This window comes from Streptosporangiales bacterium (assembly GCA_009379955.1).
GTDB lineage: Bacteria > Actinomycetota > Actinomycetes > Streptosporangiales > WHST01 > WHST01.
On the sequence record WHST01000018.1, the window covers coordinates 58,661 to 68,105 of the forward strand.

The window sequence follows — 9,445 nt, forward strand, 5'->3', positions numbered from 1 at the left end:
GGAACGACGAGCCTCCGAGCGGAGGCGCTCCCCCTTCGACGGATCCCTCGTCGAGTCGGGTCTGTCAGCTCGCTACGCGCGCCGAGACCTGGTGCACGTCGGCGTTGCCGTCGAGCAGGGCGCGCACGTACTTCTCGGAGAAGCGGCGGTGACCGCCTGGCGTGCGGATGCTCTCCAACCGACCGGACAGCGCCCATCGGGTGACGGTGCGCGGATCGACGCGGAACAGGTCCGCGACCTCCGTGGCGGTGAGCAACCGGTGTTCTTCTGGGTTCACTTCGCGTCCCTTCCCATCCCCCCGGACACGGCACCTCAATACTGCGTGAATGATGCCAGTCTGCTGCACACGACGATCGAAGACATAGCAGTCAGCCAATTGCAGTCACGACTATGACGCTGCGTGCGGGGCGCTCCGCAAGATGCGCACGTACCGTGATGTCGCGAGACGGTCAGTGCGTCCGTACCTGTCCGTCACGCGGTCGGTAGCCTGCGTCGACGGGTCGTGGAATCGAAGGTCGAGGTGAGGGATGGCTGAGGCTCTCGACGCGACGGACGTGCGCCTCGTCGAGGCGTTGCGTGCCGACGGTCGTGCGTCGTACGCCCAGCTGGGTCGGCTCGTGGGCCTGTCCGGGCCGGGCGTGCAGGACCGGCTGCGGCGGCTGGAGGAGCGCGGCGTGCTCACCGGCTACGGCGCCTTCGTCGACCCCGTCGCCGTGGGACTCGGCGTCAGCGCCCTCGTCGGCATCCACCTGTCCGACTCCGCCGACCAGGCGGTCGTCGACCGGTGCCTCGAGGCCGTCGCGGAGATCGAGCACTGCTGGTTCGTCGCGGGCGACGAGTCGTTCGTGGTCGTGGTCCGCTGCGCCGACGTCGACGCGCTGGAGAAGACGATCTGGCTCATCCGCGGCATCGAGGGCGTCTCGCGCACGATGACCAACGTCGTGCTGTCCACCCGCTGGGAGAACCGCCCCGTCCCCCTCGCCCCTCCGGAGGACGACGACTGACCTCGGCCCGGCGCGTGGCTAGGGTGACCGTGTGTCCGATCTCGTTTCGCTCGACGACGTCCGTGCCGCCGCCGAACGCATCCGCGGCGCCGTCGTCCGCACCCCGCTCGTCCGCGCCTCGGGTGACCCGCGCGCGCTCGCGCTGAAGCCGGAGTCGCTCCAGCCGACGGGGGCGTTCAAGGCGCGCGGCGCCGTCAACGCCCTCGCCTCGATCCCGGCGGAGCGCCGCGGGGCCGGCGTGGTGACCCACTCCAGTGGCAACCATGGGCGGGCGCTCGCGTGGGCGGCGCAGGCGTTCGGCGTCCCCGCCGTGGTGGTCTGTCCCGAGGACGCTCCCGCGGTCAAGGTCGAGGGCATGCGCGCGGTCGGCGCCGAGGTCGTGCTCGTGGCCCCCGCCGACCGGCACGTGACCGCCGATCGGCTCGCGGCCGAGCGTGGCGCGACCCTCGTCCCTCCGTACGACGACATCCGGGTGATCGCCGGCCAGGGCACGATCGGCCTCGAGATCGCCGAGGACCTGCCCGACGTGGCGACCGTCCTGGTGCCCATCGGCGGCGGCGGGCTGATCTCGGGCGTCTCCCTGGCACTCGCCGAGCTGTGTCCGGGCGCGCGGGTGATCGGCGTCGAGCCCGAGCTCGCCGCCGACGCCGCGGAGAGCGTCGCGACCGGTCGGCGGGTGACCTGGGACGCCGACGCGGTGCGGCGTACCGTCGCCGACGGCGTCCGCCTGCCGGTCGTCGGCGAGCTCACCTGGGAGCACATCCGCAGGTACGTCCACGAGGTCGTCACCGTCTCCGAGGACGAGATCACGTCGGCGATGCGCGAGCTCGCGCTGACCTACCGCGTCGTCGCCGAGCCGAGCGGCGCCGTCGCGCCCGCCGCGGCTCTCTTCCATGCCGCGGAGCTGCCGCCAGGCCCCGTCGTCGCCGTCGTCAGCGGCGGCAACGTCGACCCCGCACTGCTCGCGCGGGTCCTCCGTCCCGAGGTGTGAGACGTCCGGGCCAACGGCTACCTACCTAACGTGACCCGGCGGCTGCCGAACCGTAACCAAACCCGGCTTAGCTTGCAGGAGTCGGCACGGGGCGCTCGGGGCAGGTAAGGGAGTGCTTGGTGATACGAATCCGGACCTGGTGGCAGGCCATGCTGCTCGGGCTCATGCTGGGGGCGGTCCTGGGCGCGCTGTACGGCCTGATGCTGTCGTTCCTGCCCGCGATGTCGGGGATGGCGTGGTACGGCTCGCCCACGTTGGGGGAGTCGATGCTCACCGGCGCGGCGATCGGGCTCTGTTACGGCGGCGCCGCGGGTCTCGCCGGCGCCATCACCCTCGCGGTCGACGCTCGCCTGGCCCGTGACGCGAAGGCACGCACGAGGTTCGCCGTCCGCGCCGCCGCCGCCGTGGCCGCCGCGATCGGCGTCGTGGTGGCGTTCCTGCTGATCGCGATCGTGGCGGAGCTGGCGCGGCGGGCCCTGGACATGTCTGACCTCAGCCTGCTGGTCCTCGTCGGCGTGCCGGCCCTGCTGGCGGCACTCGTCGCCGCGGTCGTCGCGCAGTTCGTGTTCTCGCCGGTCACCCAGGGGGCCTGACCGGCGCACGGCACGGCCGCCCGCGTACGCTCGTGCCGATGCGCCCGTTCCTGCAGTACACCGTCGCCCGGCTGGCCCTCTTCCTGGTCTGCTGGGGCATCGCGTGGCTCGTCGGCGCCAAGGGCGTGCTGGGCGTTCTGATCGGACTCGTCGTGAGCGGGCTGCTCGGCTACATCGTGCTCGACAAGCTGCGTGGTCGGCTCTCGGCCGCCGTGTCGTCCCGCGCCGGGCGGATGCGGGCGAAGAAGGACGAGGGCCGGGAGAAGCCCGTCGCCTCCGACTAGAAGTACCAGGGGTACGGCGACCAGTCGGGGTCGCGCTTCTCGAGGAACGCGTCACGTCCCTCCGCCGCCTCGTCGGTCATGTACGCCAACCGCGTCGCCTCGCCGGCGAACAGCTGCTGACCGACGAACCCGTCGTCCGCCGCGTTGAACGCGTACTTCAGCATGCGCTGCGCGGTCGGGCTCTTGGCGTTGACCTCCGCGGCCCACTCCAGCGCGGTGCGCTCCAGCTCGGCGTGGGGGACCGCGGCGTTGGTCGCGCCCATCGCGTACGCCTCGTCGGCGTCGTACGCGCGACCGAGGAAGAAGATCTCGCGGGCACGCTTCTGGCCGACCTGCCGGGCGAGGTACGCGGAGCCGAAGCCGCCGTCGAAGCTCGCGACGTCGGAGTCGGTCTGCTTGAAGCGACCGTGCTCGCGGCTCGCCAGGGTGAGGTCGCACACGACGTGCAGGCTGTGCCCGCCGCCCGCGGCCCAGCCGGGAACGACGCAGATCACGACCTTCGGCATGAACCTGATCAGCCGCTGCACCTCGAGGATGTGCAGCCGGCCGGCCCGTGCGCGGTCGACCGTCGCGGCCGTCTCGCCCTCCGCGTAGCGGTACCCGTCGCGACCGCGGATGCGCTGGTCACCGCCGGAGCAGAACGCCCAGCCGCCGTCGCGCGGCGACGGGCCGTTGCCGGTGAGCAGCACACAGCCGACGTCGGGCGTCATCCGCGCGTGGTCGAGCGCGCGGTAGAGCTCGTCGACCGTGCCGGGGCGGAACGCGTTGCGCACCTCGGGGCGGTCGAACGCGATGCGGACCGTGCCCTGGTCGACCGCGCGGTGGTAGGTGATGTCGGTGAGGTCGTCGAACCCCTGGACCTCGCGCCAGGCGCTCTCGTCGAACAGCTCGGACACCCGGTCGGACTCGCGCGGTTCGGATCGCATCAGGACAGTGTCGTGGATGCAACCCCGGCTTCCCAACCGAGGACCATGTGTGGGACGCTGCCCCCATGATCAGCCGTGTGTTCATCTGGTGGGATCGCACCATCGGACTCCAGCTGGTCGCCTCCGCTACCTAAGCACAGCAGCGGCACCAGCACGTCGACGGATAGTGTGATCGTCGACCCACGTGAGGCCCCTCGTGAGGGTCCTGTGGCAGCACGTGCCGCGTCCCGTACATCACGCCGAAACACCTCGTACTCGAACGGAGCGACTCATGGCCCTGTCTATTCCGACTAAGACAGTCGACTTAACTGATAATGTTGACATGGACGCTGTCCCGGGCATCCACCCCGCACTCGACACGCCGCACCTGCGTGCCCTGGTCCACCCGGAGCGCCTGCTGTGGAGCGCCGCGGAGCTGCGTACGCTCACCACGACCGTCGCGACGCTCTTCCGCTCCGAGCTCACGGAGATCACCAGGTTCGCATCGGACTACCGCTGGTGGTCGCGGTTGGCGCTGAACGACGGTGTCGAGCTGTGGCTGCTCACCTGGCTGCCGGGTCAGGGGACGGAACCGCACGACCACGGCGGCGCATCTGGCTCGTTCACCGTCGTCCGCGGCGACCTGCACGAGGAGTACCGCTACCCGCGCAGAGCCATCCGTGCGGCGACGCGCCGGACGGGCACCGCCATCGGCTTCGGTGCCGGCCGGGCGCACGAGGTGCGCAACCGTGGCACGGTCGAGGCGGCGAGTGTCCACGCGTACTCGCCGCCGCTCGTGCCGACGCGCGAGTACGCGAGCCTCGCCGACATCCCCGACGAGATCCCGCCGCTGCCGGCCGGGTCCGTGCGTATCCGCGACCGCGAGCGCGGGTGAAGGGGACGGTGACGGGCGTCGACGCGATGCTGGCCGAGGCGCGGGCCCACCTCGACAGGGTCGGCCCGCGCGAGGCCGACGAACTGCAGCGCGCGGGCGCGCTCCTCGTCGACATCAGGCCGCTGGCCGACCGGGTCGCCGAGGGCGAGATCCCGGGCTCCGTCCCGGTGGAGCGCATCGTGCTGGAGTGGCGGCTCGATCCCGCGGGTGCCGACCGCATCGACGGGGTCCATGCCGGCGCCACGGTCGTCGTGCTCTGCAACGAGGGGTACGCGTCCAGTCTCGCGGTGCGCGACCTGCGCCGGCTGGGGCTGGTGCGCGCCACCGACCTCGTCGGCGGATTCCGTGCCTGGCGCGCCGCCGGCCTCCCCGTGAGAGCGGGCGGGACACCTCCCGTGCCGTAGGCGGATAACGACCGGGACGGGCGCCCCACCGTGTGCACGGCGATCGATACGGTCCTGCCATGGCGACGACGGAGGCACCGCCGCGTACCGGACGACGGCTACCGGTGTGGCGGATGGTGGCCGAGCCGATCGTCGGGGCGATCGCCTTCCTCGTCGTGCTGGTGGTGACGCTGCCGGCCCTCGCCGGGCTCTCGGACGCCCCCGGCTTCGCCCACCTGACGTCGTTCCGCCTGATCTGCGGTCTCGGCTGGTTCGTGGTCGCGCTGATGCTCGCGCCGTTCGTGCGCCGCCGCTACCCACTGGTGATCTGGCTGCTGGTCGTGGCGGTGCTTGCCGGTGCGGTGAACTCGCTGTTCGTCGTGGCGCGCGGCACGGGTGACGAGCTGACCGGCAAGCCGCGCAGGGCGGCGAGCCTGCTGACGCTGAACACCCTCGGCGGCGCCGCGTCCGTGCCCGAGCTGACGAACCTGATCGTGCGTACCCGCGCCGACGCCGTGGCGCTTCCCGAGACTTCGGTGGAGGTCGCCCGCGAGATCGCGGATCGGGCGCGGGCCAGGGGACACGACCTCCAGGTGTTCGGAGGTCAGCAGAGCCCGTACTCCTTCGGGCAGACGTCGCTGCTCGTCTCGTACACCTGGGGCGGGTACCAGGCGAAGGACACGCCCGACACCGGGCTCGGGGCGATCGTCGTCGAGCCGCGCCGGGGTCGCGGTCCCGTGATCGCCGCCGTCCACTCGCCGCCGCCGATGCCCGTCCGCGTCGAGCGCAGGATGTGGCCGTGGCTCCTCGGTGCCGACGCGGCGGCCAGGTTGTGCCGCACCGGCCAGGCCGATGTCGTGCTGGGTGACGTGAACATGACCCCCGACCACCCGTCACTCGGCAAGCTCGGCCGGTGCCGTGATGCGGCGGGCGAGGTCGGCGCGGGGGCGATGGGCACCTGGCCGGCGCGCTTCCCCGCCGCGTTCGGCGCGCCCATCGACCACGTCTTCCTCGACTCCGTGCGGTGGAGGGCGATGCGCGCCTCGACCGTACGTGTCAGCGGCACCGACCACCGGGCGGTCGTCGTGTACGCGGCTCGCAACGAGAAGCCCTACGACTCCTGAGGGTCTACAGCACCCGCCTGACGCCGGGGATCAGGCGCACCAGGTACGCGACCGCGAAGCAGGCGGCGACCGCGAACGGTGCCTCGAGGAAGAACGTGAGCACCGGTGTGATGTCGAGTCCGCGGACGGCGACCGCGAGGCCCACGATCACCGGTGCGTGCAGCACGTACACGGCGAACGCGTGGTCGGAGGCGAACCTGCGGATGCGCCCCTGGGTGTTGAAGCGCCTGCGGAACAGGGTGAGCAGGAAGAGGCAGATCCCCACAGCGAACGTCGAGTCCCACAGCGCGTACGCGAACGCGTGCACGTTGGGGCCGCCGACCATCCCATCGCTGCCGACCAGTGCGACGGGGAGCGCCACGACGGTCGCGCCGAGCGCGGCCACCAGACCCATCTTCCCCATGCGATCGGTGACGGCGAGGAACCAGCCGCGCCGGTACGCGACGAGGCCGACGACGAAGAGGCCGACGTACTGCGGCAGATAGGCGGGCGTGGGCCAGCCGACGATCGGCAGGCCGAAGCCGAGCGGGAAGGCGAGCCGGACGAGCCAGGTGGCGACGGCGAGGCCGAGGGTAACGCGCCCACCGCCCAGTAGCGTGGCGGGCTCCCCGCCTCGGCACCGCGGGTCGGTCTGGCGACGATCGCGCGCCAGACCGCGTAGCCCAGCGCCAGGAGGAGCAGCAGTTCGGCGAACCACAGCGGTCCCGGGTCGAGGCGCTGCAGCAGCGACAGCACGGCCGGGGTCGACTCGTCGGTCGTGGGCGGGGTGAAGTTGGGCGGCAGGGTCGAATAACGGCTGAGGAGCGTGCCGATGAGCGGCGCGATGCCCAGCGTGAAGACGACGACCGGGATGCCGAGCCTGACCAGCCGGTCCTTCACGAACCGGCCGACGCCCTTGCGGTCGATCGAACCCGGCGTGAAGTAGCCGGAGATCAGGAAGAAGAAGCCCATGAAGTAGGCCTGGTTGGCCAGCACGAACACCAGGCCGAGTCCCGTGGCGAGCGGGGACTCGCGGTACTCGACGTAGTACCACGCTGCGACCACCGCGTAGGTGATCGCGAGGTGGTGCAGGACGACGAGGATCGTGAGGAACGTGCGCAGGTTGTCCACGAAGAACAGTCGCCTGCCGGCGGACGGGGCGGCGGGCGCGGCGGTCGGCGTGGTCGTCGTGGCAGCGGTTGTCGCGGCCGTCGGAGCGTGGTCGGCGGTCACCTCGTGGTCCTTTCGGTGGGTCGCAGGTCGCATGGTCCCCCGGCCCACGATCCGCCGGCGGGTGGCCGCCCGGCTCGTCATCTGGCCGCTTGGTCAGAAGATAGCACGCATGGCCGGGTGTCAGGATGACCGCGGCAGGAGCGCGACGAGCGCGCGGCGGTCCGGCTTGCCCGAGGTGAGCAGCGGCAGCTCGTCGACCACGACGAGTGAGCGGGGCGCCCAGCTGCGCGGCCGCGTCCGGCCGAGATGGTCGCGCAGCGCGTCGAGGGACGGGCGGGAGTTGCCGGGTACCACGAACGCCACGACCCGCTCGCCCCATTCGTCGTCGGGTACCGCGAGGCAGGTCACGGCCGTGACGGCCGGGTGGGAGCCGAGGGCACGTTCGACGGCGGCCAGCGGGACGTTGACGCCGCCGGACACGGCCACGTCGTCGGCGCGGCCGAGGACCTCGAGCCTGCCGTCGCCGTGGAGGCGTCCGACGTCGGGTGTCACGTGCCAGCGCTGCCCGTCCCCGGTCTCGTACGCCGCCGCGGTGAGGTCCGGGCGCAGTCGGTAGCCGGCCGCGAGCACCGGACCCGCGATCCGTACGCGGTCGTCGGGGCGGACGTCGACGGTCACGCCCGTGAGCGGCAGGCCGTCGTACACGCAGCCGCCGCACGTCTCGCTCATCCCGTACGTCGTGACGACGTGGACGCCCGCCTCGCTCGCACTCCGCAGCAGTCGGTCGGACGCGGCGGCGCCGCCGACGAGCACGACCGCGTACGAGCGCAGCGCGTCGGTGCCCGCCGGGTCGTCGAGCAGCCTGGTCAGCTGGGTGGGAACGAGCGCGGTGTACCTGCGGGCGTCCGTGCCCAACCGCTCCGTTGCCGCGGCGAATCCCGCCGCGGTGAAGCCGGTGGTGAGGTCGAGCGCGACCGGGGCGGTGCCGCCGTACAGCGAGCGCACCACGACCTGCAGGCCCGCGATGTACTGCGCGGGCAGGGCGAGCAGCCACCGGCCGGGGCCGCCGAGTCGATCGAGCGTCGCGGAGGCGGACGCGCGCAGCGCCGCGGCCGGCAGCAGCACGGTCTTCGGCTCGCCGGTCGACCCTGACGTGGTGACCACGGCGGCGACGCCGTCGACCTCGAGCGGCTCGTCGGGTCGTACGGCCGCGAGGAGGCGGTTGTTGTGGTCGGCCGGGCTGGCTGGTAACAGGGCGAGGGGTGGGCCGGTGGCGTCTAGGGCCGCCTGTAGGGCGGGGAGGAGGGCGTCCGTCGCCTGCTGGCCGCTGGTGCAGGGGTGGGGGTGGAGGAACTGGTGGGTCACGCTCTACAGTCTGGTCGCTGCTCTTGTCTCGTGGGCCGCTGCCTCTCGTGGGCCGCTGCCTCACCCCTCTTTTGAGTGTTGGGGTCGGGCGGTGGGTGTCAAGAATCCGCGTCTCGTTCTTGGGTGGGTGCGGTGGTCTGGCGGAGTCTTGACACCCACCGCCCGACCCGAAGAGCGCGCGTCTACGGGGTGAGGCAGCTCTGTGGCTGCCTCGCTACCTGGCTCGTCTGCGGTGACCGTTGATTCACGAAAACCGTTGCTACGTAAGGGAATCCGGCCTATCGGATGCCTTCTGATTGTGGTAGACTCGAACACATGTTCGACGTCGAGGAGCTGGACCGGATCGAGGCACTCCCCGCCTCCGGCACCACCCACGCCGCCCTCGACACCGTCGACCTCGCTACCGCGCCGGCCGAGATCGCTCTTGCCGTGCTGGCTGCCTATGAGCGGTGTCTCGCCGCGGCGCAGGCCCGGCAGTTCGCGGCGCTCGCCCGCCTGGACCAGCTCCGTGACGTGACCAGGGATGACTTCACCCGTGAGGAGGTCGCGGCGGTGTTGCGGATCGCGACCGGCACCGCCGCGGATCGGCTTGCGGTCTCCCGGATCACCTGTGACCGGCTCCCCACGACTCAGAAGCTGTTCGCCGCCGGAGAGCTCACCGCGATGCACGTGCGGATCCTCGCCGACGCCGTCGAACACCTCGACCCCTCCACCACGGCGCTGGTGGAGGAGTACGCGTTGCGGCGCCC

General features: G+C 71.8%; 12 protein-coding genes. 8 read left to right on the forward strand and 4 right to left on the reverse strand.

The genetic code is table 11. The annotated features are described in order from the left end of the window. Window positions 1-64 precede the first annotated feature (64 nt). Window positions 65-277 (reverse strand): BldC family transcriptional regulator, encoded by a 213-nt coding sequence (locus tag GEV10_08095; GenBank protein ID MQA78425.1) that lies wholly within the window; start codon window positions 275-277, stop codon window positions 65-67. Between the two features lie 250 nt (window positions 278-527). Here GEV10_08095 and GEV10_08100 point away from each other — a divergent pair, with 250 nt between their 5' ends. The 4 genes from GEV10_08100 (at window position 528) to GEV10_08115 (ending at window position 2,872) form a co-directional block, all read left to right on the forward strand. Then, on the forward strand, window positions 528-1,004 hold the full coding sequence (locus tag GEV10_08100) for an AsnC family transcriptional regulator (protein MQA78426.1): 477 nt from the start codon (window positions 528-530) through the stop codon (window positions 1,002-1,004). Window positions 1,005-1,035: 31 nt separating this feature from the next. Beyond that, a complete protein-coding gene (locus GEV10_08105; protein ID MQA78427.1) occupies window positions 1,036-1,995 on the forward strand; it encodes a pyridoxal-phosphate dependent enzyme in 960 nt (319 codons plus the stop codon). A 119-nt stretch (window positions 1,996-2,114) separates the two neighbouring features. Continuing rightward, window positions 2,115-2,588, forward strand: a complete 474-nt coding sequence (locus tag GEV10_08110) for a hypothetical protein (GenBank protein MQA78428.1) — start codon at window positions 2,115-2,117, stop codon at window positions 2,586-2,588. Between the two features lie 38 nt (window positions 2,589-2,626). Then, window positions 2,627-2,872, forward strand: coding sequence for a DUF4229 domain-containing protein (locus tag GEV10_08115; GenBank protein MQA78429.1), 246 nt, complete (start codon window positions 2,627-2,629; stop codon window positions 2,870-2,872). Here GEV10_08115 and GEV10_08120 read toward each other — a convergent pair. Next, a complete protein-coding gene (locus tag GEV10_08120; protein ID MQA78430.1) occupies window positions 2,869-3,798 on the reverse strand; it encodes a 1,4-dihydroxy-2-naphthoyl-CoA synthase in 930 nt (309 codons plus the stop codon). The genes GEV10_08115 and GEV10_08120 overlap by 4 nt on opposite strands. Before the next feature lie 271 nt (window positions 3,799-4,069). Here GEV10_08120 and GEV10_08125 point away from each other — a divergent pair, with 271 nt between their 5' ends. From GEV10_08125 to GEV10_08135, 3 genes are read left to right on the forward strand one after another with little or no spacing between them, the layout of a single operon-like run. Further along, a complete protein-coding gene (locus GEV10_08125; GenBank protein MQA78431.1) occupies window positions 4,070-4,672 on the forward strand; it encodes a cysteine dioxygenase in 603 nt (200 codons plus the stop codon). A gap of 8 nt (window positions 4,673-4,680) precedes the next feature. Beyond that, entirely contained in the window at window positions 4,681-5,076 is a 396-nt protein-coding gene (locus GEV10_08130) for a rhodanese-like domain-containing protein (GenBank protein MQA78432.1), read from the forward strand. A gap of 59 nt (window positions 5,077-5,135) precedes the next feature. Next, entirely contained in the window at window positions 5,136-6,179 is a 1,044-nt protein-coding gene (locus GEV10_08135) for a hypothetical protein (GenBank protein ID MQA78433.1), read from the forward strand. 4 nt (window positions 6,180-6,183) lie between these two features. Here GEV10_08135 and GEV10_08140 read toward each other — a convergent pair whose 3' ends face one another. Both GEV10_08140 and GEV10_08145 read right to left on the reverse strand, forming a co-directional pair. Continuing rightward, complete coding sequence (locus GEV10_08140; protein ID MQA78434.1) at window positions 6,184-7,710, reverse strand: acyltransferase family protein; 1,527 nt, start codon at window positions 7,708-7,710, stop codon at window positions 6,184-6,186. Continuing rightward, window positions 7,512-8,696, reverse strand: coding sequence for an AMP-binding protein (locus GEV10_08145; GenBank protein ID MQA78435.1), 1,185 nt, complete (start codon window positions 8,694-8,696; stop codon window positions 7,512-7,514). Before GEV10_08145 ends, GEV10_08140 begins: the two co-directional genes overlap by 199 nt. A 285-nt stretch (window positions 8,697-8,981) precedes the next feature. Between GEV10_08145 and GEV10_08150 the strand changes: the two genes are divergently transcribed. Continuing rightward, window positions 8,982-9,445, forward strand: a 464-nt coding sequence (locus GEV10_08150; protein MQA78436.1) for a DUF222 domain-containing protein, incomplete at its 3' end; no start/stop codon positions are given.